This window comes from Rhodococcus sp. IEGM 1351, from assembly GCF_030056875.1.
GTDB classification, from domain to species: Bacteria; Actinomycetota; Actinomycetes; order Mycobacteriales; family Mycobacteriaceae; genus Rhodococcus_F; species Rhodococcus_F opacus.
This window is the reverse complement of record NZ_JASHKU010000012.1, coordinates 176,871-201,189: the sequence shown is the minus strand read 5'-3', so window position 1 is coordinate 201,189 and position 24,319 is coordinate 176,871. Positions and strand designations below refer to the sequence as shown.

The following is a 24,319-nucleotide window of genomic DNA, read 5'->3' as shown; positions in this document are numbered from 1 at the left end:
GGCTACGGTGCACACCTCCCTGCCGTCTGACCGCCCGGCATGTTGAGGAGCAGATTCGATCCGTCCGGGCCGGAGAACTTGAACTTGACCGTGCAGACGTACATCTGGAAGAAGCTGCCGTACGTGCCGATGCGGATGAGCCTCCGGTAGGCGTCGGGCAGATTCTGGAGAACCCAGTCGAGGTCGTCCTCCCCCGCCTGGAGCTGAGTTGCAGTGCGGTTGGCCTCGGCGATCGTGCTCTGCAACGGTGGCCGCACACCTTCGAGCAGATTCGCGAGATCGCCCGTCGCCCCCGCGATGCGGGGAATGGCGTCACCGATCTGATCGCGGTCCTGGGAGAGCCCGCTGACCAACTGCTGCAACTGGTCGAGCGTCGACCGGAACTGGTCGCCGCGGTTGTTGATGGTGCCGAGCACCTGGTTGAGGTTCGTGATCACCTCACCGATCAACTGGTCCCGGTCGGCGAGGGTGTTCGTGAACGAACTCGTGCTGCCGAGGAGCGAGACAAGGGTTCCGCCCTGCCCCTGGAACACCTGGACCAGTGCTTGGGACAGGTCGTTGACCTGCTGAGGGTCCAGTGCCCGCAGCAACGGTTTGAACCCACCCAGCAGGAGGTCGAGATCGAGTGCGGGAGAGGTGTTCTCGACGGGGATGGATCCGCCGTCCGGCAGGGGTTCCACCGATCCGGCGCCTTCGAGAAGTTCCATGTACCGGTCGCCGACGAGGTTCTCGTACCGCACCGTGGCCTTGGTCCCGTCGAACAGCGAGTACTTGGTGTCGACGGTGAAATCGACGTCAGCGAGGTTGTCGTCGTCGATGCTCACCTTCTCGACGGCGCCGACGGGAACGCCGGCGATGCGCACCTTGTCGCCGGGCTTGAGCCCGGACACGTCGGTGAACGTGGCGTGGTAGCCGTCGGAACTGCTGAACCGGTACTGGCTGAACACCAGGGCGAGTCCGGCGAAGATCACTGACATCACCGTCGCGAAGATCAACAGTTTGACCGTGGTCGCTCGCACTGTCACTGCCCACCCTGCCCGGGGTACACACCCGCGAACAGCAGCTGGAACACCTTGGGCAGGTGCACCTGGACTTCCGTCGACGGCACGAACGGCACCGTTCCGGTGTCGGCCACGACGAAGTTCGCATGCTTGCTGAGATCAGGATTGGGAAGGCCGTGGCAGTTCGGCCCACCTGTCGCATTCACTTTCGGCAGGTCCTTCGGATAGGTGTACGGCTCCTGCCCGTACATGAAGCTGGCGCTCAGCGCGATGCCCGGCTGATTGCCACCGATGAGCTGTTCGGCGAGGGGGATCACATTGTTCAGGCCGACGATGAAGCAGGAGATCTCGGGCGAGTACTCGGCCAGCAGATCCGTCGTCGGGAGCAACAGGTCGAGGGAGGAGTTCAGGTTCTGCTCGTTCTCGGTCAGTACGGTGTTGGCCGTGTCGGCCAGCCCGGTGACGTTGAGCAGCACGGCATCCAGGTTGTCCTGTTCGTCGACGACCGTGCCACTGGTGGCCGTCGCGTTGTCGAGCACTCGCAGCAGATCCGGTGCGGTGTCGGCGTACACGTCGGTGACCTGCGCGGCCTTCGCGAAATCTTCCTGCAGCTGGGGCAGACTCGGATTCATCTTCGCCAGGTAGCTGTCGCTCTGCTCGAGCAGGGCGCCGAGTTCCTCGCCGCGCCCGCGCAGCGCCGAGGAGATCGCCCCGAGGGTGGCGTTGAGCTTCTCCGGCTGTACCTGGGCCAGTACGTCGGACAGGTGCTGGAAGACCGTGTTGAACTCGACGGTGACGTTGTCGGACGCGATCACGTCCCCTGCCTGAAGAGGGGTGGACGACGGGTTGTCCGGCATCACGAAGTTGACGTACTTGGCGCCGAACACGGTGGTGGACTTGATCTCCACGGTGGCGTTGGACGGAATCAGCGACATCATGTCGGGGTACATCGCCAGTTTCAGCTCGGCGCCGTCCGTCACGTGCTCGATGGAGCCGACGCGGCCGACCTCGACGCCGAGGAGCTTGACCTTGGCGTCGGGTTCCATCACCAGCCCGGAGCGATCCGACGTGACGGTGACGGGCGTGGACTCGCTGAAGGTTCCGTTGAACATGGCCAGTGACACACCGATGATCGCGAGAAGACTCACGACGAGGACGAGTGCCGCGAGCTTCTTCTTCCCACCCGAATCAGTCATCTACCGGCACCCCTATCCCGAAAGGTTGAAGTTGCCGGACCCGCCGTAGATGGCGAGCGAGATGAGCAGGGTGACGGTGACGACGGCGATCAGCGAGGAGCGCACCGCGTTGCCGACGGCCACACCGACACCGACCGGACCGCCCGAGGCGTTGAAACCGTAGTAGGTGTGGATGAGCATGATCGCGATCGCCATGACGATGGCCTGGGCGAACGACCACAGGATGTCCGTGGGTATCAGGAACGTCGAGAAGTAGTGGTCGTACACGCCGGACGACTGGTCGTACAGCACCACCGTCGCGAACCGGCTGGCCATGAACGACGCGATCACCGCCAGGGCGTACAGCGGGATGATGGCGATCATGCCCGCCATGACACGTGTGCTGACCAGGTACGGGATCGACGGGATCGCCATCGTCTCGAGCGCGTCGATCTCCTCCGAGACGCGCATGGCGCCGAGCTGGGCGGTGGAGCCGGCGCCGATGGTGGCCGCCAGCCCGATGCCCGCGATGACCGGTGCCGCGATACGCACATTGATGAAGGCCGCGAAGAAGCCGGTGAGGGCTTCGACGCCGATGTTGCCGAGCGAGCTGTAGCCCTGCACCGCGATGGTGCCGCCGGTGAACAGGGTCAGGAAGCCGACGATGACGACCGTTCCGCCGATCACGGCGAGAGCACCCGTGCCCATGCTGATCTCGGCGATGAGCCGCAGCGTCTCCTTCGGGTAGTGCATCAGGGCGCGGGGCGCCCATCCGATGGCACGCGCGAAGAACAGCGCCTGCTCACCGAGCCGGTCGATCGAGCGGGACGCCGACGCGAACCGTCTGCGAGTTCGGGGAAAGCGCCCGGCCGCCGCTAGTGCCATCTACTCCACCACCATGTCGATCACCCTGCCGTCAGCTTGATGCCGACGGCGGTGACGAGAACGTTGACCACGAAAAGGGCCATGAACGAGAACACGACGGTCTGGTTGACGGCGTCACCGACGCTCTTCGCGCCACCCCTGACGTTCAGGCCGAGGTAGGCGGCGACGAGGCCGGCGATCATGCCGAACAGACCGGCTTTGACTTCCGAGATCACGAGCTCCCCGAATCCGGTGAGCAGGGTGATGCCGTTGACGAACGCACCCGGGTTGACGTCCTGGATGTAGACCGAGAAGACGAAGCCGCCGAGGATGCCGATGGTGCAGACCAGCCCGTTGAGCAGGAGCGCCACGACGGTCGACGCCAGCACACGTGGCACGACCAGGCGGTGGATCGGATTGATGCCCAGCACCCGCATCGCGTCGATCTCTTCGCGGATGGTGCGGGCGGAGAGGTCTGCGCAGATGGCGGTGGCGCCTGCACCAGCGACGATGAGCACGGTGACGATGGGACCGACCTGGGTCACGGTGCCGAGAGCGGCGCCGGCGCCGCTGAGGTCGGCGGCGCCGATCTCACGGAGGAGGATGTTGATCGTGAAGCTCACCAGCACCGTGAACGGGATGGCCACCAGCACGGTGGGCACCATCGAGACCCGGGCGACGAACCACGCCTGGTCGACGAACTCGCGACGCTGGAAGGGCCTCGAAAAGACTGCCCTCAACGTTTCGCCCGACATCGAGAAGAACCCGCCGACCGCACGCAACGGCACCTCGAGGAGGTCTACCATCCGTCCTCCTCGTCCATGATCTCGCCCAGCACCGACTGTCAGTTCGAGCCCAGCCCCCCGGCGGTCTGTGACTCAGGTCATATTAACTAGAACGTGTTCACCTGTCAAAGGTGGTCACTCATCAGCATGAATCGTCCCACATTCAGCACGCCCCGAGGGCCGAATTCGACCGAAACGCCGGGCGTGCCTCCCCCCGAGCAAACTTGACAATTCGCGCCGAGCGGAAATCCGAGTAGCGGACCTAAGATGTTATAGCACAAGCACTTTGAGTGAGGATGACAGTACTCCGACGAACTCCGGAATCGTTCCCTGCCCCAGCTCTCGGCGACCGCACACGGAGGCCGGAACCGGGAGCTCCCGGGCCGGATGGGCAGGCACGATCGAACTGCTCGACGACAGCAGAACTAGAACACGATCTAGTCATATCCGGCACACCTCTCGAACACCCCACCACGGTCACCCGGCCCCCGTTCCGCCGCTCTTCAGTTGCCTTCAGTATCGCCCATCGCGGGCGCATTACCTGCGGAAACGACACGGAAACAACCTTCGTGTCGGTTCTTCGGCCCCGGAGACGCGGATCAGCCCAGTTCGCGTAGCGCCGCGGAGGCCGAGAACATGGTGGCAGGATCCCGATCCCCGAAGTAGTTCCCGAGTTCCGCCGCGAGCGCACCGGGTGTCCACCGACCGTCCACGGCATCGAAGCGCCGCTCCACGACCGGTGCCGCCATCAACGCCACCATCGGGCCGTAGACGACGAAGACCTGACCGTTCAGGGAGTCGGCGGCGGGCGATGCGAGGTAGGCGACCAGCGCGGCCACATGCTCGGGCGACAACGGGTCGACCCCCTCGGCCGGCGCCTCTCCGAAGACGTTCTCCGTCATCGACGTGCGGGCGCGGGGGCAGATCGCGTTGGCTCGGACGCCGTACCGGGACAGCCCACGGGCCGCCGACAGCGTGAGCGCCGTGATGCCTGCTTTGGCGGCGCCGTAGTTCGCTTGCCCCTCGGGGCCGAGCAGTCCTGCCTCGGACGAGGTGTTGACGATGCGCCCGTATACCGGCGCGCCGGCCTCCTTGGACTTGCCCCGCCAGTACGACGCGGCTGCGCGGCACAGCAGGAAGTGGCCGCGCAGATGAACCTTCAGCACCAGATCCCAGTCCTCGTCGGACATGTTGAACAGCATGCGATCCCGCGTGATGCCCGCATTGTTCACCAGGATGTCGAGGCTGCCGAGCCGGCTCTGCGCCGCCTCCATGATCGCGTCGGCGGTGGACCGTTCCCCGATGTCGCCTGCCACGAATTCGACCTTCGCGCCCAGACCCCGGATCTCCTCGAGCGTGGCCTCCACGGCGTCGTTCGCAACCAGGTCGTTGACGACGACGGACGCACCCGCGCGGGCCAATGCGATCGCCTCGTACTTCCCGAGGCCGGATCCGGCGCCGGTCACGACGGCGACCTTGCCGTCCACGTTCACATCGCGGTCAGCCACAGCATTCATGAACACGCTCTCCCGGTTCTGTGCACTCGCCGCAGGTCGCGAACCACGACACGGCGGTAGGTCGACGTCACTGTAGAACGTGTTCTCATTCCGGGCAACAATCCTCAGGGGTGCTCGGTGAGTGCGGCCCTCGGACACTGGGCGATCGCCGTACGCACGTCTTCCTCCCGGTCAGCGGGAGGAACGGCACTCGAAATGTGCAGCTGATCGTCGTCGTCGAGCTCGAAGATGTCGGGTGCGATCCCCACGCACACGCCATTGGCCTCGCAACGGTCGAAATCGACTCTGACCTCCATGGCAACCCTCACTTCTCCTCGTCTCGTCACTCGCGGATCCGGGTGCCGCCGGGCTGCGGCACACTCCGTTCCTGCGATAACACTAGAACCTGTTCCAGTCGTGTGCAATGATTCGTTCCACGACTGCGAGCACGCCTACCGGGCACGCTCCGGGGCCGGCCGGGGCCGGCTCCGCGAATGCACCGCAGAGACTGGAACCTGTGCCAGATTTCAGCTGATTCCGCTCTCGGACTGGAGAGGTATTTCGATGCACATCACCTACACACCGCAGCAGCAGCAGCTGCGGGAAGAGCTGCGCGCGTACTTCGCGAAGCTGATGACGCCGGAGCGTCGAGAGGCACTGGCCGCCACCACCGGCGAATACGGCGAGGGCAACGTCTACCGCGACGTCGTCGCCCAGATGGGCAGGGACGGCTGGCTGACGCTCGGGTGGCCCAAGGAGTACGGCGGCCAGGAACGGTCGGCCATGGAGCAGCTGATCTTCACGGACGAGGCCGCCATCGCCGGCGCCCCGGTCCCCTTCCTCACCATCAACTCGGTGGCGCCGACGATCATGCACTTCGGCACCCCCGAGCAGAAGGCGTTCTTCCTGCCCCAGATCTCGGCCGGCGAACTGCACTTCTCCATCGGCTACTCCGAGCCCGAAGCGGGCACCGACCTCGCCAGCCTCCGGACCACCGCCGTCAAGGACGGCGACGATTACGTCATCAACGGCCAGAAGATGTGGACGAGCCTGATCGCGTACGCCGATTACGTGTGGCTGGCGTGCCGCACCGATCCCGAAGCCAAGAAGCACAAGGGCATCAGCATGCTGATAGTCCCGACCACCGCCGAAGGCTTCTCGTACACCCCGGTCCACACGATGGCGGGTCCGGACACGAGCGCCACCTACTACCAGGACGTGCGGGTTCCGTCGTCCGCGCTGGTCGGCCCCGAACACGGCGGCTGGGCACTGATCACCAATCAGCTCAACCACGAGCGCGTCGCCCTGACATCCGCCGGGCCGGTCCTCACCGCCCAGCGTGAAGTGCGCGAATGGGCGCAGAACACCAAGTTGCCGGACGGGCGCCGCGTCATCGACCAGGAATGGGTGCAGATCAATCTGGCTCGGGTCCACGCCAAGGCCGAGTACCTCAAGTTGATGAACTGGGAGATCGCCTCGTCTACCGACCACGCGCCGGGCCCGGAAGCGGCGTCGGCCAACAAGGTCTACGGCACGGAGTTCGCCACGGAGGCGTACCGGCTGCTGATGGAGATCCTCGGACCTTCGGCCACGCTGCGGCAGAACTCCCCCGGGGTCCTGCTGCGCGGGCGACTCGAACGGATGCACCGGTCGTCGCTGATCCTCACGTTCGGCGGCGGAACCAACGAGGTGCAGCGCGACATCATCGCCATGACCGCCCTCGGCCTGCCCCCAGCGAAGCGTTAGGACTACGACAATGGACTTCACCCCCACCGAGGCCCAGCAGGACCTGGCCGGCCTCACCCGAGGAATCGTCTCGGACCTCGTCACCAACGACCGGCTGCGCGAACTCGACAACGCGGAGGACCGCATCGATCGCCGGCTGTGGTCCGCGCTCGCGTCGTCCGGCGTTTTGAGCGCCGCGCTGCCGGAGTCGGTGGGCGGCGACGGTTTCGGCGTTCTCGAGCAGTGCAGCATCCTCGTCGAACTGGGCCGCGCCGTCGCGCCGGTGCCCTATCTGTCGTCGATCGTGATGGCGGCAGGGGCGATCGCGAAGTTCGGAACCGAACGGCAGCGTTCCGACTGGGGCACTCCGGCCGCGCGTGGCGAGAAGATCCTCACCGTCGCCCTCGACGAGGAACTCAACGACACCCCGGGGGCGCCCGTCACGCGGGCCGAACGCGGCGCGAGCGGCTGGACCCTCGACGGCACCAAGATCGTGGTCGACGCGGCGCCGTCCGCCGACCTCTTCCTGGTCCCGGCGACCACCCCGGACGGTGTGGCCGTCTTCCTCGTCCGCCCCGACGACGCCGGAGTGACCGTCACCCGCCAGCAGACCGTCGATCTGGCCAGCACCGGTGAGGTGACCCTCCGCGGAGTGTCGCTGACCGAGGACCGCGTGCTCGGTGCCGTCGACCAGGGCGGCGAGATCGTGGACCGGCTCGTCGAGCGCGGCTCGCTCGGCGCCTGCGCGTACCAGTACGGCGTCCTCGACGAAGCCCTGAAACTCACTGCGGCCTACGCCCGCGAGCGGGTGCAGTTCGGTCGGCCCATCGGCAGTTTCCAGGCCGTGGCCCAGCGACTCGCCGACGGTTACATCGACGTGAAGGGCGTCCGGCTCACGCTGTGGCAGGCGGCGTGGCGGCTCAGCGAGGGCCTGCCCAGCGAAGGCGACATCCAGACCGCCAACTTCTGGGCGTCCGACGCCGGACACCGGGTGGCCCATACCCTCGTCCACGTCCACGGTGGCGTCGGACTCGACGAGGACCACCCCGTGCATCGGTACTTCCTCGCGGCCAAGGCACTCGAATTCCGGCTCGGTTCGGCCACGCAGCAGTTGCGGATCCTCGGCGCCGAACTGGCCACCGTCCCGGCATGACCGCCACGCTCGCGCGCACGGTATCGGATCTGCTCCTGGGCGTCGCAGAATCGGACGCCCAGGGGCTGTACTTCGAGGACCGGTTCCTGTCGTGGTCCGAACACGTGCGGGCGAGCCTGCGGCGCGCCGCGATCCTCGACGACCTGCTCGATGCACAGCGTCCCCGGCACTTCGGTGTCCTGATGGACAACGTTCCCGAGTTCTCGCTCCTCGCCGGGGCGGCGGCGCTGTCCGGCGCCGTGCTCGTGGGGCTCAACACCACTCGACGCGGGGCGGCGCTGGCCCGCGACATCGCGCTGGCCGACTGCCAGGTGGTCTTCACCGAATCCGGCCGGTCCGCGCTGCTGGACGGTCTCGACCCCTGCGTTCCCGTCGTCGACGTGGATTCACCGGACTGGTCCGCGCTGCTCGCCGGCGAGCGCCCCGAATTCACGCCGAGGGCCGCCGCGGCCGACGACCTGTTCATGCTCATCTTCACGTCGGGCACGAGCGGCGATCCGAAGGCGGTGCGCTGCACCCACGCGAAGATCACCGGACCCGGCATCATGCTCGCCGAACGCTTCGGGCTGACCCCGGATGACGTCGTCTACATGTCGATGCCCATGTTCCATTCCAACGCCATGATGGCGGCATGGTCCGTGGCGCTCGCGGGACACAGCTCGATTGCGCTGCGGCGCAAGTTCTCCGCGTCCCACTTCCTGTCCGACGTGCGGAAGTTCGGCGTCACGTACGCCAACTACGTCGGAAAGCCGCTGTCGTATGTGCTGGCTACCCCGGAGATGCCCGACGACGCCGACAACACACTTCGGGTGATGTACGGCAACGAGGGGTCCGCGCCCGCTGTCGCGGCGTTCTCGCGCCGCTTCGGCACCGCGGTGGTCGACGGATTCGGCTCCACCGAGGGTGGTGTCGCCATCTCCGCCGGCCCCGGGACGCCGGCAGGCTCCCTCGGCAAGCTCCCCGAAGGCATCGCGATCCTCGACCCCGAGACCGGCGATCCTTGTCCCCCAGCCGAATTCGATTCCGCCGGCCGAGTGGCCAACGCCGAGGCCGCGACCGGTGAACTCGTCAACGTCGCGGGGTCGGGTGCGTTCGCGGGCTATTACAACAATCCCGAGGCCGACGCCGAGCGGATCCGCGACGGCAAGTACTGGAGCGGCGACCTCGCCTACCGGGACGCCGACGGATACGTGTACTTCGCGGGACGCAGTTCCGGATGGTTGCGCGTCGACGGCGAGAACATCGGTTCGGCACCCATCGAACGCATCCTGATGCGGTACGACGGCTTCGCCCAGGTGTCGGTGTACGCGGTGCCCGATCCCGACGTCGGGGACCGGGTGATGGCGGCCGTCGTCCCGACGCGTGACTTCGATCCCGCGGCCTTCACGAGCTTCCTCGACGCGCAGTCCGATCTGGGTCCGAAGCAGCGCCCGAGCCTGATCCGGGTGTGTGCCGAGTTCCCGCGGACCGCCACGTTCAAGGTCCTCACCCGCGTGTTGAGCGCCGAGGCCGCCAATTGCACCGATCCGGTGTGGGTCCGCGGCGGAACCGGCTACTCCCGCAGGTGAGTGGCAAAGTGTGCTGACGCATACTTTGCCACTCACATCGGCTACCGGAAGCTGTCGAGGCGGGACACCGCCGAGTCGAAGCCCTTGACGAGTTCGTCCATCACCTCGGCCACCGGACGGATCTCGTTCATCCGGCCGACGATCTGTCCCACCGGCATCGCGACGACATCCGGGTTCTCCGACGCGGCGATCCGCTGATGTGCCTCGCTGACCAGCAGATTCTGCAGCGGCATCGGTAGCGGTGCCGGCGCGTCCGGCTTCGACCAGGCGTCGGTCCACTTGGTCTTGAGCAGGCGCGCGGGCTTACCCGAGTAGATCCGGGACCGCACCGTGTCGGCGGACGTCGCACCGAGCAGGGCGCGCTGGATCGCGGACGGCCCCTCGGACGACGCGCTGCCGAGTTTGTACTCGGAGGTGGTGAGCCAGTACGACCCCATCCACACCCCCGCCGCCCCCAGCGACAGCGCAGCCGCGACCTGACGTCCGCTGCCGATACCACCGGCCGCGAGGACCGCGGCGGAATCACCGATGGCATCGACGATCTCGGGAACCAGCACCATCGACGCGATCTCACCGGTGTGCCCACCGGCCTCGTACCCCTGCGCGATGACGATGTCGACACCGTTCGCGACGTGCCTGCGCGCGTGCTCGACGGCGCCGGCCAGCGCGGCCACCGGAACGCCCTTCTCGTGGGCCTGGTCGATGACATCCTTCGGCGGCGAACCGAGGGCGTTGGCGATCAACGCAATTCGATGATTCAGGGCGACGTCCACGTGCGAGCGCGCCACCGAGTGCAGCCAGCCGAGCACACCGGTCGCGTGTTCGGCGCCCGAATCCAACGGCGGCACCCCCAGCTCGGCCAGGGTCCGGTCGACGAACGCGCGGTGTTCCGCGGGGATCAGCGACTCGAGGTCCACCGACGTGCCCTCGGTGGGAACCTTGGCGGGCATCACGATGTCGACGCCGTACGGCTTGCCGTCGGTGTTCTCGTCCATCCACGACAGGACGGCCTCGAGTTCCTCGGGGTCGTTGAACCGGACGCAGCCGAGTACACCCAGACCGCCGGCCCGGGAGATCGCCGCGGCGACGTGTTCGGAGGGAGTGAACCCGAAGACCGGGTACTCGATGCCGAACTTCTCGCTCAAACTCGTGTGCATTTACGCGCCTTTGCTTTCGGGCGAACCGTTGCCGTTGTGGTCGTCGGCCGGACGGGTCTCGGTCTGTTCCTTGGCCCAGCGGTAGTCGGGCTTACCCGCCGGTGAGCGCTTGATCTCGTCGACGAACCAGAGGCTGCGCGGAACCTTGTATCCGGCAATCTCCTTGCGTGCCGCGTCGGCGATCTCGTGCAGGCTCGGGCGCGCCCCGCCTCGGGCCTGGATGACGGCGGCGACCCGCTGGCCGAAGCGTTCGTCGGGGATGCCGACCACGATGGCGTCGAAAACGTCGGGATGCGACTTGAGCGCGCCCTCGACCTCCTCGGGGAAGATCTTCTCGCCACCGCTGTTGATGGACACCGAACCGCGGCCGAGCATCGTCACCGTGCCGTCCGCCTCCACCTGCGCGAAGTCGCCGGGGATCGAGTAGCGGATGCCGTTGATCTCCTTGAACGTGGCTTTGGTCTTCTGGTCGTCCTTGTAGTAGCCGATGGGGATGTGCCCCTTGCGCGCCAGGATCCCGATCACGCCGGAGCCGGGTTCGACCGGGTTGCCGTCCTCACCGAGAACGGACGTGGACGCGTCGATCTTCACCGTCGGGCCGCCGCCGTGCGAGTCGCCCTTCGCGACCACGCTGAGGCCGCCGAAACCGGTCTCGGACGACCCGATCGAATCGGTGATCATCCGGTTGGGCAGCAGCTCGAGGTACTTCTCCTTGATGCTGGGCGAGAACAGCGCCGCCGAACTCGCCATCAGGAACAGCGACGACAGGTCGTAGGGTTCGCCGCTCGCCTTGTCGCCCTCCACCAGCGCGTCGAGCATCGGTCGCGCCATCGCGTCGCCGGTGATGAAGATGAGGTTGACCTTGTGCTGATCGACGATCCGCCACACGTCGTGGCCGTCGAATTCGGGGTGCATCACGCACTTTCCGCCGCCGAACAGACTCTGGAACACCGCCCACTGGCTGCCGCCGTGGATCATCGGCGGGATCGGGAAACGGGTCATGCCGGGGCTCTCGGCGCCCAGCTTCGCGAGGTCCCACTCGTCCTCGACGTATTCCCCGGTCATGAAGTTGATGCCGCCACCGAGAACCCGCCAGACGTCCTCGTGACGCCACATGACACCCTTGGGTTTGCCGGTGGTGCCACCGGTGTAGAGCATGTACAGGTCATCGTTGCTGCGCTCGCCGAAGTCGCGGTCGGGGGAACCCTGCGCCAGAGCGGCCTCGTATTCGATGCCTTCGTAGTCGAGATCGGTGCCGTCCTCGACCACGACGGTGGTCTTCAGGAGCGGCGTCTCGGGGAGCACGTTCGCCACCTTGTCGGAGTAGCGGCGCTCGTGAACGAGCGCGACCATGTCCGAATTGTCGAAGATGTATTGCAACTCGTTCTCGATGTACCGGTAGTTGACGTTCACCATCACGGCACGGATCTTGAAGACCGCCACCATCGCCTCGATGGCCTCGATGGTGTTCCGGCAGTAGATGCCCACCTTGTCGCCGGGCTGGACACCCTGTTCGCGCAGGTAGTGGCCGAGGCGATTGGCCCTCTCCTCCATCTGCGCGTACGTCACTTCCCGGTCGTCGGACACCAACGCGACGCGGTCCGGAACGAGGTCGATTGCGTGCTCTACGAGGTCTGCGATATTAAGGGCCACGTCAACAAAGTAGAACGTGTTACCGTTTCTGGCAAGACCCAATTTGAGAGCCAGCTCACACACCCTTCGGGAGACTTCAGTGTCCTCTACAACGACCGAGAAATCCGACATTTCGGCACAGTCGCCGCACTGCCTCGTGGAGAAGCGCGGGCACGTCCTTATCGTGACGATGAACCGCCCCGAGGCGAAGAACGCGCTGTCCGGCGAAATGATGGCGATCATGCGGGACGCGTGGGATCAGGTCGACTCCGACCCGGACATCCGGGTCGCCATCCTCACCGGCGCAGGCGGCGCATTCTGCGCGGGCGCCGACCTCAAGGCCATGACGTCGCAGCACCCCGGCGACTCGTTCTCGGGCGCGGGCGAGCGGAGCGAGGGAAAGAATTCGTCGGGCTGGGACCTGTCGAAGATAGAGGCGCTCCTGAAGGGACGGCGCCTCACCAAGCCCCTCATCGCCGCAGTCGAGGGTCCCGCCATCGCCGGCGGCACCGAGATCCTGCAGGGCACCGACATCCGAGTCGCCGGAGAGAGCGCCAAATTCGGTGTCTCCGAAGCCAAATGGGGACTCTTCCCCCTCGGAGGCTCCGCCGTGCGCCTCGTCCGGCAGATTCCGTACACCGTCGCCGCCGACATCCTGCTGACCGGACGTCACATCAAGGCCCCCGAGGCCAAGGAAATCGGCCTCATCGGGCACGTCGTCCCCGACGGTCAGGCCCTCGACAAGGCCCTCGAACTCGCCGACCTCATCTCCGCCAACGGCCCCCTCGCCGTCCAGGCGATCCTGAAGACCATCCGCGACACCGAAGGCATGCACGAGGAAGAGGCATTCCAGATCGACGCCGCCCTCGGCACCGAGGTCTTCACGAGCGCCGACGCGAAGGAAGGCCCCCGAGCCTTCTCCGAAAAGCGCGCGCCGAAATTCGAGGGCCGCTGACCCCGGGTGCACTAGTCCCGGGCGAATGTACCTTTCGGCGCATCTGAGGCGGCGAGAGGTACATTCGGCCAGGATGTGAGGGTTATCCACAGCCCCCTACTTATCCACAGACCTCACCAAATCGCCTGGTGACCACACCTGCCGCCGACAGCGAGTGCGTCATCATCGACTCCATGCGACGGGGAGAGTGGGGGCATCGCCTCGAAGACCTGTACGGAGTGAGCCGGTCCGGAATCATCCGCACCGCCGAGTTGAGGGAGTGGGGCGTATCGAATTCGGCGATCGACGCTCGATGCCGTCCGGGCGGGCCGTGGCAACGCATCCTTCCGGGTGTCGTGATGCTCGGCAACGGCCACCCGACCGCGCGTCAGCGTGCCGTGGCCGCGATCGTGCTCAGCGGCCAGAACGCAGTCCTCACCGGGCGAGCAGCGCTGCACGAATACGACTACGGAACGTCGTACTCCGGCGACGCCCATGTTCTGATCGCCACGCACCGGCGCGTGCAGTCCACGGGCTTCGTCCTCGTCGAACGTACGACGCGGTTGCCCGTGCCGGTGACACGCAACGGGCTTCCCTGCGCACCGCTTCCACGCGCGTTGCTCGACGCAGCACGACGGTGCCGCACCCTGGACAGCACTCGATCCCTCATCGCCGAGGTGATCCAGCGAGGCGAGGTGAGCGTTGCCGAGCTGATCGCGGAGTTGGACTCGGGTAGTGGCCGGGGTGCAGCACTCCCCCGGACAGTGCTGCGCGAAGTGAGTGCCGACGTCCACTCGGTGTCCGAGGCCGAAGCCCGCAGACTATGGCTGCGCAGCGGACTGCCCCGAATGGTTTTCAACCGCAAGATCGTCGACGCCGACGGACAGTTCATCGCCATGCCGGACGGATGGATCGACGACGTCGCATTCGCCTGGGACATCGACTCACTCGACTGGCATCTGGCACCGAAGGCGTACAAATCGACCGTCGAGCGCCGCACCCGGATGCAGAACCACGGCATCATCGTGCTGCCGACGCTACCGAGCGCCGTCCGGGACGACCCCGACCGCGTGATCGCCGACCTCCGGTCGCACTACCAGCTGGCGTCGTCCCGCCCCCGGCCGGAGGTCCGGATGCTCAGAGCGCCCGGGTGAATGCGCCGTTCAACGCCTCAGGTGCGCCGAAAGGTACATTCGCCCGGCCAGGGGGGAGCCGGCGGCGGGGGAGGTCAGCCGAGGACCGCCGCGGACAGTTCGCGGACGTGGTCGGCGTCGCGGCAGGAGACGAGGAGCATCGTGACGCCGGCGTCGGCCCAGCGTTTGACGTCGGCGCGGACTTCGTCGACGTTGCCGATGATCATGGTCTCGGTGACCATCTCGTCGGGGACGACGGCGGCGGCTTCGTCCTTGCGGCCTGCGCGGAAGAGGCGCCCGATTTCCTCGACCTGTTCGCCGTAGCCCATGCGGGTGTAGACCTGGGCGTGGAAGTTGAGTTCGGGGGCACCCATGCCGCCGACGTACAGGGCGGTGATCGGTTTGAGGCCGGCGATGGCGGTGGTGCGGTCGTCGGTGACGATCACCTGACAGGTGGCCGCGACTTCGAAGTCTTCGCGGCTGCGCCGGGCGCCGGGGCGGGCGAAACCCTCGTCGAGCCATTCGTTGTACATGGGTGCGAGGCGGGGCGAGTAGTAGATGGCGAGCCAGCCGTCGGCGATCTCGGCGGTGAGCGCGACGTTCTTCGGACCTTCGGCGCCGAGCCAGATGGGGATGTCGGCGCGCAGGGGGTGGGTGATCGGCTTGAGCGGTTTCCCGAGGCCGGTGCTGCCGGGCCCGGTGTACGGCAGCGGGAAGTGCAGGCCGTCGCTGGTGACGGGTTCCTCCCGCGACAGGACTTTCCGGATGATGGAGACGTATTCGCGGGTGCGGGCGAGCGGTTTCGTGAACGGCTGCCCGTACCACCCTTCGACGACCTGCGGCCCGGACACGCCGAGCCCGAGAATCGCCCGGCCGCCGCTGAGGTGGTCGAGGGTGAGTGCGTGCATGGCGGTGCTGGTGGGTGTGCGCGCGGAGATCTGGACGACGGACGTGCCCAGCCGGACGCGTTCGGTGCTCGAACCCCACCAGGCGAGGGGGGTGAAGGCGTCGGAACCCCAGGATTCGGCGGCGAAGACGGCGTCGAATCCCTCGGCTTCGGCCGCGGCGATCAACGCCGGGACCTTCGCCGGCGGCTGTGCGCCCCAGTATCCCAGTTGCAACCCGAGCTTCATCGTGTGCCTCCGCATCGACCGTCGTCAGAAGTGACCCTTGCCACAAACACTAGAACCTGTTCTACTCGAAGTTGTGAGCATGGGAAAGAGCGCGGTGGCCGAAAAATTCTCGAACGAACCGTTGAGCGCCCCGCTGAAACTTCAATTCGACTACACCCGATCGGTGGGTCCGACCATCGGAGCCTTCGTGACCGCGCTGCGCGACCGCAAGGTCATCGGCGCCCGCGGCTCGGACGGACGCGTCTACGTCCCGCCGCCCGAATTCGATCCGAACACCGCCGAACCTCTCACCGACTTCGTCGGGGTTTCCGACGCCGGGACCGTGGTGAGCTGGACGTGGATGCCGGAACCGATTGCCGGACAGCCACTCACCACCCCCTTCGCGTGGGCGCTGATCACGCTGGACGGCGCCGACACGTCCCTGGTGCACGCCGTGGACGTCGGCTCCCCCGCCGGGATGAGCACCGGTATGCGGGTCCGGGCACGGTGGGCGCAGGAGCGGGTCGGGCGCATCCAGGACATCGTGTGCTTCGAACCCGGGGAGTCGACCGGCGAACCCGGCCCGTCCGCGGAGTCCGAACCGGTCACGATGGTCACGACGCCGATCGATCTCGACTACATGCACTCCGCCTCCGCCGAGGAGAGCTACTACCTCCGAGGGTTGAAGGCGGGCAAGCTGATCGGTGGCCGCACCGGACCGGACGGCAAGGTGTACATCCCGCCGCGCAGCGCCAACCCCACCGACGGCATCCCGACGAAGGAGCAGGTGGAACTGCCGGACAGGGGCATCGTCACCACGTTCTGCATCGTGAATGTCCCCTTCCTCGGACAGCGGATCAAGCCACCGTACGTCGCCGCCTACGTGCTGCTCGACGGCGCGGACATCGCGTTCCTGCACCTGATCCTCGACTGCGACGCCGCCGACGTGCGGATGGGCATGCGCGTGGAGGCCAAATGGAAGCCGCGCGAGGAGTGGGGCTACACCCTCGAGAACATCGAGTACTTCAGGCCGACGGGTGAGCCCGACGCCGAGTACGACACCTACAAACACCACCTGTAAGGGCGCGGCACAATGACAGATATCGCAGTCGTCGGGTTCGCGCACGCACCACACGTGCGCGAGACCACCGGCACCACCAACGGCGTCGAGATGCTGGTTCCCTGCTTCCAGCAGCTGTACGAGGAGCTCGGAATCACCAAGTCCGACATCGGTTTCTGGTGTTCCGGGTCTTCGGACTACCTGGCCGGCCGTTCGTTCTCCTTCATCTCCGCCGTCGACTCGATCGGCGCGGTGCCGCCGATCAACGAGTCGCACGTCGAGATGGATGCGGCGTGGGCGTTCTACGAGGCCTGGATCAAGATCATGACCGGCGAGGTCGACACCGCCCTCGTCTACGGCTTCGGGAAGTCGTCGGCGGGCAACCTCCGCAAGATCCTGTCGATGCAACTCGACCCCTACCTGGTCACCCCGCTCGCCCTCGACTCCGTGTCGCTCGCCGGACTGCAGGCCCGCCTCGGACTCGACGCCGGAAAGTGGACGGCCGAGGAGATGGCGGCCGTGGCCGCGCGCAGCCGGGCCGCGGCGGAGAGCAATCCGAACACCCAGCTGTCGGGGCACGTCGACATCAACGCGCTGCTCGCCAGTCCGTTCGTCGCGGACCCGTTGCGCGCCCACGACTGCGCACCGATCACGGACGGCGCCGCCGCTGTCGTGCTCGCCGCCGGCGATCGTGCCCGTGAGCTGTGCGAGCGGCCTGCGTGGATCACCGGGATCGAGCATCGGATCGATTCCCCGAACTTCGGCGCCCGTGACCTGACGGTCTCACCGTCGACGACGGCGTCCGCCCGCGCCGCCACCGGAGGGGACGTCGGCGGAATCGACGTAGCCGAACTGCACGGACCGTTCACCCATCAGGAACTGATCCTCCGCGAGGCCATCGGACTGTCCGATGCGACGGCGATCAACCCGTCGGGCGGCCCGCTGAGCGGGAACCCGATGTTCTCGGCGGGTCTGGAACGCATAGGTTACGCAGCAAAGGCCATCATGGACGGCAACGCCGGGCGCACGCTGGCACACGCTACGAGTGGTGCTGTGCTGCAACAGAATCTGGTCGCAGTCTTGGAGGGACGCAACTGATGGCGAATCAATTGGCCGCGGTGCTCGGCACCGGTCAGACGCATTACGTCGCGAAGCGGCACGACGTGTCCATGGCGGGGCTGGTTCGCGAGGCGATCGACCGCGCGATGGAAGACGCCCGGGTGGGCTGGGACGACATCGACGCGGTCGTGATCGGGAAGGCCCCCGACCTCTTCGAGGGGTCGATGATGCCGGAGCTTGCGATGTCGGACGCGCTGGGCGCCAACGGCAAACCACTCCTGCGTGTGCACACCGCAGGCTCGGTCGGCGGTTCGACCGCGGTGGTGGCGTCGAGCCTCGTGAAGTCCGGCGTGCACAAGCGGGTACTGACGGTGGCGTGGGAGAAGCAGTCCGAGTCGAACGCCATGTGGGCGCTGTCCACCCCCATTCCGTTCCACATGCCGGTCGGTGCGGGCGCGGGCGGCTACTTCGCCCCGCACGTCCGCTCGTACATCCGGCGGTCGGGCGCACCCGATCACATCGGCGCGATGGTGGCGGTGAAGGACCGGCTGAACGGCAGCCTCAACCCGTACGCCCACCTCAAGCAACCCGACATCACGCTCGAATCCGTGCAGGCCTCGCAGATGCTGTGGGATCCCATCCGCTACGACGAGACGTGTCCGTCCTCGGACGGCGCCTGCGCGATGGTGATCGGCAACGAGGAGGCGGCCGGGCAGGTCACGACGGACGGTCGTGAGGTGGCCTGGATCCACGCCACCGCGATGCGCACCGAGCCCACCACGTTCGCGGGACGCGACCAGGTGAATCCGCAGGCCGGCCGGGACGCCGCGGCCGCGCTGTGGCAGGCGGCGGGCATCAAGGATCCGCTCGACGAGATCGACGTGGCCGAAATCTACGTCCCCTTCTCCTGGTTCGAACCGATGTGGCTCGAGAATCTGGGGTTCGTCTCCGAGGGCGAGGGCTGGAAACTCACCGAGGCCGGCGAGACCGCCATCGGCGGCCGGCTTCCGCTCAACGCGTCCGGCGGTGTCCTGTCGTCCAACCCCATCGGCGCCTCGGGCATGATCCGGTTCGCCGAGTCGGCGATGCAGGTGATGCACCGCGCCGGCGACCATCAGGTGAAGGACGCACGCAAGGCACTCGGCCACGCCTACGGCGGCGGTTCGCAGTACTTCTCGATGTGGGTGGTCGGTTCCGACCGGCCGAACAACTAGGAGCGGACATCACCATGAAGTTCACCGTCGGCATCGCCATGAATCCCCTCGATCAACTGCCCGCCCTGGCGAAAACAGCCGAGGAGTGCGGGTTCTCGTCCATCGCACTTCCCGACTCACTGTTCTTCATGGAGAAGCAGAGCGCCGACTACCCGTACACACCGGACGGCTCGCGGATGTGGAACGAGGAAACCCCCTGGGTGGATCCGCTGATCGCGGCGGCGGCCATGGGCGCGGTGACATCGAAGATCGAGTTCTACACCCAGGTCCTCAAACTGGGTTCCCGTAACCCGGTCCTTCTCGCCCGCCAGGTGGGTTCGGTCGCCAACCTCATCGGCAACCGTTTCGGGTTCGGCGTCGGGATCGGCTGGGCACCGGAGGAATTCGAATGGTGCGGCGTGCCGTACAAGGAGCGCGGTGCGCGCGTCGACGAGATGATCGACGTCATCAAGCTGATCCTCGGCGGCGGCATGGTCGAGTACCACGGTGAGTTCTTCGACTTCGACCGCCTGCAGATGAGCCCGGCGCCGACCAAGCCGGTGCCGTTCTACGTCGGCGGACACACCGACGTCGCGCTACGACGCGCCGCCCGGGTGGGCGACGGCTGGACGTCCGCGATGATCAAGTTCGACGATCTCGTTCAGGTCATCGCGCGATTGCGGGAACTCCGGGAGAAGTACGGCCGAGCCGATCTGCCCTACGAGATCCAGACCGTGTGCATCGACCGTTTCGGCAAGGACGGCTACGCCGAATTGGAAGATGCCGGAGTGACCGACACGATCGTCGTCCCGTGGGTTTTCGACGGCATCGGCTTCGACGGACCGCTCGACGCCAAGCAGGAATCGTTGCGCAAGTTCGCCGACCAGTACATCGGATAGGGGTGTGGACATGACGACGACGGATCATCCTGCCCGCCTCGCCGGGCAGGCTTCCCGCGAGGCGGCCAGCGGCAGGCGCAAGGACGAGTGGCTGGCCCTGTTCGCCGAGGACGCGTGCGTCGAAGACCCGGTCGGCCCTTCGGGTTTCGACCCCGAAGGCAAGGGTCACCACGGCCTCGACGCGATCTCGCGGTTCTACGACATGACGATCGCGACCACCGAATCGCTCGAGTTCCTCATCACCGATTCACTGGTGTGCGGGAACGAGAACGTGAACATCGGGACCATCCGGTCCACGGTGGCGGGATCTCGGATCGACGCCGAGGGCGTGTTCATCTACCGCGTGAACGAGGACGGCAAGATCACGTCCCTGCGGGCCTTCTGGGAGGTCGAGCGGGCGATGAAGACACTGCGCAAGGTCTGAGCGCCCGGCTCACGTGCCGGCGGCGTCGATGTGCCGGAGGAACAGGATCGCGTCGAGTTCGCCGAGGCCGGCGGGCTCCAGTGGGAAATACGTGGAGTTGTCCGACGGGTCGGCACGCTTCTCCACGTCTCCTGTCCTGCGCGCCACCGGCGCGGCCGGCACGAGACAGCTCTCCCCGACGGCGAAGAGCCGGCCCTCGACGGTGTCGGGTGGCGGCTGTCCGATGCCGTGGCCGGGCGCCTGCCCGACGGCCCCACCGATGACCGCGTAGGCGTCGCCGAGCCGCACACCGAGGTGGGCGCCGGCGCACCACCAGTGCAGATGCAGTCCGGCGAGATCCCAGTGGGTTTCACCTTTCAGCAGGTGGCCGTTGTGGGCGAAGACGAACGTCGGGCCTCGATCGGCTTCCCTCTGCACGAGCGCGGACAGGTTGTCCGCCATGAGGGTGTCGCGGATTCCCAGCAGCCGGGCGATGCGGCGTGGAGAGTTCTCCGCCATTCCTGCGTGATAGCTGAGCAGGCGGGCGGCGACGCGACCGTGAAGCTCGGCCTCCCACAATTCGTCTCGCGTGCCTTCGGCCACGAGGCGAGGCGCCTGTGACGCCAGCAGCGTCATCAGGTCGTCGGCGATGAGACGCAACTCGACGGCCCCGGGCGTGGCACCGACGGCCTGGGTCGGGTCCATCGCGACGGCCGGATTGCTCCAGCGGTCGTCGTCGCCGATCAGTGCGGAGATCCTGTCCGGAGTGCAAGGCAGATCCTGGTCGTCGAGGTGGGTCCGCAGGTAGGTGTCGAGGAAGGTCAGGGCCTGCCTCGGGCTGTCCGCGGACGTCATCTCGATGGGGCCGTCGAATCCGAAGAATCGGAGTTGCTCGTCCGGTTCGCGTCGACGGTTGTATTCGGCCATCCACAGGATCAGATCGCGGTTCGCCGGGGACTCACCGAAGCCGTGGCTGAAACCGTGCTCCATGACGTCGTCGAGCGGCAGGCGGTCCCCACCCCTCACGAACGAGTCGACGAGTATCCCCTTCAGGCAACTGCTTTCGAGCGCGATGGAGCGATAGCCCTCGTGTTCGACGAGGAACCGGAACATCTGATTGCGGAGCTGCAGAAAACTCTCCTCCCCGTGCATGGGCTCGCCGAACCCGAGAAGGCGGGGCGCGGAGTCCAGGCGACGGAGGAATGCGCCGAGGGCGGCGGTGACGGTCGGGTCTCCCGGTGCCGAGAAGACGGCACCCGCGTCATCCACGATGGACTGCACAGTCATGGTGGCTCCCACATTCCCTCGGACACCACGTCGGCGAAAGAGAACAGCGGCGTCGGAGAGGATGAGGGTGCCCTCCGACGCCGCTGAATCAGGGGGTCAGTGTCTGACCGGGCAACCGCCTGACGCAGTCTTGTAATCGACCTGAAACTCCTTGATACCGTTGAGCCAGCCCGAGCGCAACCGCCGCGGATCTCCCAGCTTGGTGATATCGGGCAGGTGATCCGCAATCGCGTTGAAGATCAGGTCGATCTCGAGTCGCGCCAGGTTGGCGCCGAGGCAGAAGTGGGCGCCCGTTCCACCGAATCCGACGTGCGGGTTGTTCTCCCGCATGATGTCGAACTTCTCCGGGTTCTCGAACGCGTCCTCGTCGAAATTCGCCGAGCCGTAGAGCATTACGACTCGCTGCCCCTTCTTGACCTGCACTCCGCCGAGTTCGGTGTCTTCCAGTGCGGTGCGCTGGAACGAGTTGACCGGGGTCGCCCACCGGACGATCTCGTCCGCCGCCGTCTTGGGGCGCTCCTTCTTGTAGAGCTCCCACTGATCGGGATGGTCCAGGAACGCCATCATGCCGTGTGTGATGGCATTGCGCGTGGTCTCGTTGCCGGCAACCGCCAGCAGGATCACGAAGAATCCGAATTCCTCGGGAGACAGCTCATTTCCATCGATGTCCGCTTCGATCAGCGTCGTGACGATGTCGTCGGCGGGGCACTTCTTGCGCTCGTCCGCCATCTGGTACGCGTAGCCGAGGATCTCCATCGACGCGGCCTGCGGGTCGATGTCCAGTTCCGGGTCGTCGTAGCCCGTCATCTGATTCGACCAGTCGAAGACCTTCAGGCGATCCTCCTGCGGCACACCGAGCAGTTCGGCGATCGCCTGCAGCGGAAGCTCACACGCCACCTGGGTGACGAAGTCGCCGGCACCCGATTCGGCGGCCTCCTTCACGATCTTCTCGGCGCGCTCGGTGAGTTCTTCGCGCAGGCTGTTGATCGCGCGGGGTGTGAATCCGCGGGAGACGAGTTTGCGGAGCTTGGTGTGCTCGGGTGCGTCCTTGTTGATGAGGATGAAGCGCTGCATCTCGATGTTCTCGCGCGGAATGTCGTCGGCGAAGCGCACGATCGCGGTGTTCTCGTGTGTGGAGAAGACGTCGCTGCGCCGCGACACCTCCTTGACGTCCTCGAGCTTGCTGACGACCCAGTAGCCGTCGTCGTGGAAGCCACCGATCTCCGGCGGCTGCGGGTTCCACCAGATCGGGGCAGTCTTCCGCAGTTCGGCGAATTCCTGGTACGGGATGCGCTCTGCGTAGATGTCCGGGTCGGTGAAGTCGAAACCCTCTGGAAGATTGGGCTGCGCCACTGCTGTCTCCTGCCCTAAGCCATACACCACTCCGTGATGTGGAACACGTTCTACTAGCATTGAAGCACAAGCCGGGCGACTAGCAAAGGAAAGCTCATACAGACCTTGCCCGGATAGCAGAACCTGTTCTATTTTCTGAGGACAAGGAAAGGAGCCCACCGTGGGCACACCAGTAATCGTCGAGGCAGTACGCACCCCGATCGGAAAGCGAGGTGGCTGGCTGTCCGGATTGCACGCCGCCGAGATCCTCGGCGCCGCTCAGCGGGGCATCCTCGACCGCTCCGGCATCGACCCCGAACTGGTGGAGCAGGTGATCGGTGGTTGCGTCACCCAGGCCGGTGCGCAGTCGAACAACATCACCCGGACCGCGTGGCTGCACGCCGGACTGCCCTGGCAGGTCGGCGCCACCACGATCGACTGCCAGTGCGGCTCCGCCCAGCAGGCCAACCACCTGATCGCGGGCCTGATCGCCACGGACGCGATCGATGTCGGAATCGCCTGCGGCATCGAAGCGATGAGCCAGGTGCCGCTCGGCGCGAACGTCGGCGAGAACGCCGGCCCGCGCAGGCCCGCCGACTGGGACATCGACATGCCCAACCAGTTCGAGGCCGCCGAACGCATCGCCCGTCGCCGCGGAATCACCCGCGCGGACGTCGAGGCGCTCGGAGTCCGTTCGCAGGCACGCGCCAAGCAGGCGTGGGACGAAGGGCGTTTCGACCGGGAAGTGCTGCAGGTGACCGCGCCCGTGGTGGACAAGGAAGGCAACCTCACCGGGGAGACCCGGGTGGTGACCCGCGATCAGGGTCTGCGCGATACCACCGCCGAGTCGCTCGCCAAGCTGAAGCCCGTTCTCGAGGGCGGCATCCACACGGCGGGCACGTCCTCGCAGATCTCCGACGGCGCCGCCGCCGTCATGCTGATGGACGAATCCAGGGCGCGCGCCCTCGGTCTGAAGCCCCGGGCCCGCATCATCTCCCAGGCACTCGTCGGCTCCGAACCCGAATTCCACCTCGACGGTCCCGTCCAGGCCACGGCGCGCGTCCTCGAACGCAGCGGTATGAAGATCGGCGACCTCGACCTGTTCGAGGTGAACGAGGCGTTCGCGTCGGTCCTGCTGTCGTGGGCGTCGGTGCACGAGCCCGACATGGACAGGGTCAACGTCAACGGCGGTGCGCTCGCACTCGGACATCCCGTGGGCAGCACCGGGTCTCGACTCATCACCACCGCGCTGCACGAACTCGAGCGCACCGACGGGTCGACGGCACTGATCACGATGTGTGCCGGCGGCGCGCTCGCCACCGGCACCATCATCGAGCGGATCTAGGATCTG

At 66.5% G+C, this 24,319-nt stretch carries 22 protein-coding genes; 11 read left to right on the top strand and 11 right to left on the bottom strand.

Annotation, left to right across the window (positions count from 1 at the left end; genetic code table 11):
- Positions 1–2: 2 nt before the first annotated feature.
- From QM806_RS22125 to QM806_RS22100, 6 genes are all read right to left on the bottom strand, one after another.
- The gene (locus QM806_RS22125; RefSeq protein ID WP_283292826.1) at positions 3–1,025 is read right to left on the bottom strand and encodes an MCE family protein; all 1,023 of its coding nucleotides are present in this window, start codon (positions 1,023–1,025) and stop codon (positions 3–5) included.
- Positions 1,022–2,197, bottom strand: a complete 1,176-nt coding sequence (locus QM806_RS22120) for an MCE family protein (RefSeq protein ID WP_283292824.1) — start codon at positions 2,195–2,197, stop codon at positions 1,022–1,024. The genes QM806_RS22125 and QM806_RS22120 overlap by 4 nt, the downstream gene beginning before the upstream one ends.
- Positions 2,198–2,209: 12 nt before the next feature.
- Positions 2,210–3,061, bottom strand: a complete 852-nt coding sequence (locus QM806_RS22115) for an MlaE family ABC transporter permease (protein WP_005262888.1) — start codon at positions 3,059–3,061, stop codon at positions 2,210–2,212.
- Positions 3,062–3,081: 20 nt separating this feature from the next.
- Entirely contained in the window at positions 3,082–3,846 is a 765-nt protein-coding gene (locus tag QM806_RS22110; RefSeq protein ID WP_005262890.1) for an MlaE family ABC transporter permease, read from the bottom strand.
- A gap of 578 nt (positions 3,847–4,424) precedes the next feature.
- Positions 4,425–5,342, bottom strand: coding sequence for a 3-oxoacyl-ACP reductase (locus QM806_RS22105; protein ID WP_283292822.1), 918 nt, complete (start codon positions 5,340–5,342; stop codon positions 4,425–4,427).
- 104 nt (positions 5,343–5,446) lie between these two features.
- A complete protein-coding gene (locus QM806_RS22100) occupies positions 5,447–5,638 on the bottom strand; it encodes a ferredoxin (RefSeq protein ID WP_005262894.1) in 192 nt (63 codons plus the stop codon).
- A gap of 247 nt (positions 5,639–5,885) precedes the next feature.
- On the opposite strand from QM806_RS22100, the gene QM806_RS22095 reads away from it, so the two are divergent.
- From QM806_RS22095 to QM806_RS22085, 3 genes are read left to right on the top strand one after another with little or no spacing between them, the layout of a single operon-like run.
- Positions 5,886–7,067 (top strand): acyl-CoA dehydrogenase family protein, encoded by a 1,182-nt coding sequence (locus QM806_RS22095; RefSeq protein WP_005562657.1) that lies wholly within the window; start codon positions 5,886–5,888, stop codon positions 7,065–7,067.
- 10 nt (positions 7,068–7,077) lie between these two features.
- Positions 7,078–8,199 (top strand): acyl-CoA dehydrogenase family protein, encoded by a 1,122-nt coding sequence (locus tag QM806_RS22090; protein ID WP_167115281.1) that lies wholly within the window; start codon positions 7,078–7,080, stop codon positions 8,197–8,199.
- Complete coding sequence (locus QM806_RS22085; RefSeq protein WP_133986082.1) at positions 8,196–9,767, top strand: long-chain-fatty-acid--CoA ligase; 1,572 nt, start codon at positions 8,196–8,198, stop codon at positions 9,765–9,767. Before QM806_RS22090 ends, QM806_RS22085 begins: the two co-directional genes overlap by 4 nt.
- Positions 9,768–9,808: 41 nt before the next feature.
- Here the strand turns inward: QM806_RS22085 and QM806_RS22080 are convergent, their stop codons facing one another.
- Positions 9,809–10,924 (bottom strand): NAD(P)H-dependent flavin oxidoreductase, encoded by a 1,116-nt coding sequence (locus QM806_RS22080; protein WP_005262901.1) that lies wholly within the window; start codon positions 10,922–10,924, stop codon positions 9,809–9,811.
- Positions 10,925–12,577 (bottom strand): acyl-CoA synthetase, encoded by a 1,653-nt coding sequence (locus tag QM806_RS22075; RefSeq protein WP_007300930.1) that lies wholly within the window; start codon positions 12,575–12,577, stop codon positions 10,925–10,927.
- Positions 12,578–12,656: 79 nt separating this feature from the next.
- Here QM806_RS22075 and QM806_RS22070 point away from each other — a divergent pair, with 79 nt between their 5' ends.
- Both QM806_RS22070 and QM806_RS22065 read left to right on the top strand, forming a co-directional pair.
- Positions 12,657–13,511, top strand: coding sequence for a crotonase/enoyl-CoA hydratase family protein (locus QM806_RS22070; RefSeq protein WP_133986081.1), 855 nt, complete (start codon positions 12,657–12,659; stop codon positions 13,509–13,511).
- A gap of 173 nt (positions 13,512–13,684) precedes the next feature.
- The gene (locus tag QM806_RS22065) at positions 13,685–14,644 is read left to right on the top strand and encodes a hypothetical protein (protein ID WP_283292885.1); all 960 of its coding nucleotides are present in this window, start codon (positions 13,685–13,687) and stop codon (positions 14,642–14,644) included.
- A 74-nt stretch (positions 14,645–14,718) separates the two neighbouring features.
- Here the strand turns inward: QM806_RS22065 and QM806_RS22060 are convergent, their stop codons facing one another.
- On the bottom strand, positions 14,719–15,756 hold the full coding sequence (locus tag QM806_RS22060; protein WP_169693445.1) for an LLM class F420-dependent oxidoreductase: 1,038 nt from the start codon (positions 15,754–15,756) through the stop codon (positions 14,719–14,721).
- 79 nt (positions 15,757–15,835) lie between these two features.
- On the opposite strand from QM806_RS22060, the gene QM806_RS22055 reads away from it, so the two are divergent.
- The 5 genes from QM806_RS22055 to QM806_RS22035 are packed head-to-tail and all read left to right on the top strand — an operon-like array spanning position 15,836 to position 20,370.
- The gene (locus tag QM806_RS22055; protein WP_043788334.1) at positions 15,836–16,816 is read left to right on the top strand and encodes a Zn-ribbon domain-containing OB-fold protein; all 981 of its coding nucleotides are present in this window, start codon (positions 15,836–15,838) and stop codon (positions 16,814–16,816) included.
- Between the two features lie 12 nt (positions 16,817–16,828).
- Complete coding sequence (locus QM806_RS22050) at positions 16,829–17,893, top strand: thiolase family protein (RefSeq protein WP_005563778.1); 1,065 nt, start codon at positions 16,829–16,831, stop codon at positions 17,891–17,893.
- Entirely contained in the window at positions 17,893–19,068 is a 1,176-nt protein-coding gene (locus QM806_RS22045) for a thiolase family protein (protein ID WP_005563777.1), read from the top strand. The genes QM806_RS22050 and QM806_RS22045 overlap by 1 nt, the downstream gene beginning before the upstream one ends.
- Positions 19,069–19,082: 14 nt before the next feature.
- Positions 19,083–19,946 carry a TIGR03619 family F420-dependent LLM class oxidoreductase gene (locus QM806_RS22040; RefSeq protein ID WP_169693446.1) on the top strand — a complete coding sequence of 288 codons (864 nt, stop codon included), beginning with the start codon at positions 19,083–19,085 and terminating at the stop codon, positions 19,944–19,946.
- Between the two features lie 10 nt (positions 19,947–19,956).
- The gene (locus QM806_RS22035; RefSeq protein WP_039952948.1) at positions 19,957–20,370 is read left to right on the top strand and encodes a nuclear transport factor 2 family protein; all 414 of its coding nucleotides are present in this window, start codon (positions 19,957–19,959) and stop codon (positions 20,368–20,370) included.
- A gap of 9 nt (positions 20,371–20,379) precedes the next feature.
- Here QM806_RS22035 and QM806_RS22030 read toward each other — a convergent pair whose 3' ends face one another.
- Both QM806_RS22030 and QM806_RS22025 read right to left on the bottom strand, forming a co-directional pair.
- Positions 20,380–21,636, bottom strand: a complete 1,257-nt coding sequence (locus tag QM806_RS22030; RefSeq protein ID WP_054245858.1) for an erythromycin esterase family protein — start codon at positions 21,634–21,636, stop codon at positions 20,380–20,382.
- A 96-nt stretch (positions 21,637–21,732) separates the two neighbouring features.
- Entirely contained in the window at positions 21,733–22,989 is a 1,257-nt protein-coding gene (locus tag QM806_RS22025) for a cytochrome P450 (RefSeq protein ID WP_005262914.1), read from the bottom strand.
- Between the two features lie 160 nt (positions 22,990–23,149).
- On the opposite strand from QM806_RS22025, the gene QM806_RS22020 reads away from it, so the two are divergent.
- Entirely contained in the window at positions 23,150–24,313 is a 1,164-nt protein-coding gene (locus QM806_RS22020; protein WP_169692887.1) for a steroid 3-ketoacyl-CoA thiolase, read from the top strand.
- Positions 24,314–24,319: the final 6 nt, after the last annotated feature.

Coding starts and splice junctions, on each gene's coding strand:
- QM806_RS22120 (WP_283292824.1), bottom strand. CDS start 2,197: ATGACTGATTCGGGTGGGAAGAAGAAGCTCGCGGCACTCGTCCTCGTC.
- QM806_RS22115 (WP_005262888.1), bottom strand. CDS start 3,061: ATGGCACTAGCGGCGGCCGGGCGCTTTCCCCGAACTCGCAGACGGTTC.
- QM806_RS22110 (WP_005262890.1), bottom strand. CDS start 3,846: ATGGTAGACCTCCTCGAGGTGCCGTTGCGTGCGGTCGGCGGGTTCTTC.
- QM806_RS22105 (WP_283292822.1), bottom strand. CDS start 5,342: ATGAATGCTGTGGCTGACCGCGATGTGAACGTGGACGGCAAGGTCGCC.
- QM806_RS22100 (WP_005262894.1), bottom strand. CDS start 5,638: ATGGAGGTCAGAGTCGATTTCGACCGTTGCGAGGCCAATGGCGTGTGC.
- QM806_RS22095 (WP_005562657.1), top strand. CDS start 5,886: ATGCACATCACCTACACACCGCAGCAGCAGCAGCTGCGGGAAGAGCTG.
- QM806_RS22090 (WP_167115281.1), top strand. CDS start 7,078: ATGGACTTCACCCCCACCGAGGCCCAGCAGGACCTGGCCGGCCTCACC.
- QM806_RS22085 (WP_133986082.1), top strand. CDS start 8,196: ATGACCGCCACGCTCGCGCGCACGGTATCGGATCTGCTCCTGGGCGTC.
- QM806_RS22080 (WP_005262901.1), bottom strand. CDS start 10,924: ATGCACACGAGTTTGAGCGAGAAGTTCGGCATCGAGTACCCGGTCTTC.
- QM806_RS22065 (WP_283292885.1), top strand. CDS start 13,685: ATGCGACGGGGAGAGTGGGGGCATCGCCTCGAAGACCTGTACGGAGTG.
- QM806_RS22060 (WP_169693445.1), bottom strand. CDS start 15,756: ATGAAGCTCGGGTTGCAACTGGGATACTGGGGCGCACAGCCGCCGGCG.
- QM806_RS22055 (WP_043788334.1), top strand. CDS start 15,836: ATGGGAAAGAGCGCGGTGGCCGAAAAATTCTCGAACGAACCGTTGAGC.
- QM806_RS22050 (WP_005563778.1), top strand. CDS start 16,829: ATGACAGATATCGCAGTCGTCGGGTTCGCGCACGCACCACACGTGCGC.
- QM806_RS22045 (WP_005563777.1), top strand. CDS start 17,893: ATGGCGAATCAATTGGCCGCGGTGCTCGGCACCGGTCAGACGCATTAC.
- QM806_RS22040 (WP_169693446.1), top strand. CDS start 19,083: ATGAAGTTCACCGTCGGCATCGCCATGAATCCCCTCGATCAACTGCCC.
- QM806_RS22035 (WP_039952948.1), top strand. CDS start 19,957: ATGACGACGACGGATCATCCTGCCCGCCTCGCCGGGCAGGCTTCCCGC.
- QM806_RS22030 (WP_054245858.1), bottom strand. CDS start 21,636: ATGACTGTGCAGTCCATCGTGGATGACGCGGGTGCCGTCTTCTCGGCA.